Source organism: Priestia taiwanensis (assembly GCF_014638355.1).
GTDB classification, from domain to species: Bacteria; Bacillota; Bacilli; order Bacillales; family Bacillaceae_G; genus Priestia_D; species Priestia_D taiwanensis.
Genome location: NZ_BMFK01000016.1, coordinates 1 through 1,100, shown reverse-complemented (window position 1 = coordinate 1,100; position 1,100 = coordinate 1). Strand labels below are relative to the sequence as shown.

Here is a 1,100-nt window from a genome sequence, read left to right as displayed (position 1 = left end):
AAAAGGGTTACCCCACCGACTTCGGGTGTTACAAACTCTCGTGGTGTGACGGGCGGTGTGTACAAGGCCCGGGAACGTATTCACCGCGGCATGCTGATCCGCGATTACTAGTGATTCCGGCTTCATGTAGGCGAGTTGCAGCCTACAATCCGAACTGAGAATGGTTTTATGGGATTCGCTTAACCTCGCGGTCTCGCAGCCCTTTGTACCATCCATTGTAGCACGTGTGTAGCCCAGGTCATAAGGGGCATGATGATTTGACGTCATCCCCACCTTCCTCCGGTTTGTCACCGGCAGTCACCTTAGAGTGCCCAACTTAATGCTGGCAACTAAGATCAAGGGTTGCGCTCGTTGCGGGACTTAACCCAACATCTCACGACACGAGCTGACGACAACCATGCACCACCTGTCACTCTGTCCCCGAAGGGAAAGCTCTATCTCTAGAGTTGTCAGAGGATGTCAAGACCTGGTAAGGTTCTTCGCGTTGCTTCGAATTAAACCACATGCTCCACCACTTGTGCGGGCCCCCGTCAATTCCTTTGAGTTTCAGTCTTGCGACCGTACTCCCCAGGCGGAGTGCTTAATGCGTTAACTTCAGCACTAAAGGGCGGAAACCCTCTAACACTTAGCACTCATCGTTTACGGCGTGGACTACCAGGGTATCTAATCCTGTTTGCTCCCCACGCTTTCGCGCCTCAGCGTCAGTTACAGACCAAAGAGCCGCCTTCGCCACTGGTGTTCCTCCACATCTCTACGCATTTCACCGCTACACGTGGAATTCCGCTCTTCTCTTCTGCACTCAAGTTCCCCAGTTTCCAATGACCCTCCACGGTTGAGCCGTGGGCTTTCACATCAGACTTAAGGAACCGCCTGCGCGCGCTTTACGCCCAATAATTCCGGATAACGCTTGCCACCTACGTATTACCGCGGCTGCTGGCACGTAGTTAGCCGTGGCTTTCTGGTTAGGTACCGTCAAGGTACCGCCTTATTCAAACGGTACTTGTTCTTCCCTAACAACAGAGCTTTACGACCCGAAGGCCTTCATCACTCACGCGGCGTTGCTCCGTCAGACTTTCGTCCATTGCGGAAGATTCCCTACT

At 53.3% G+C, this 1,100-nt stretch carries 1 rRNA gene; it reads right to left on the bottom strand.

Features of this window, described 5'->3' with window-relative positions:
* Nucleotides 1-1,100: ribosomal RNA gene (locus tag IEV41_RS19835) — 16S ribosomal RNA — on the bottom strand; the annotation flags it as partial.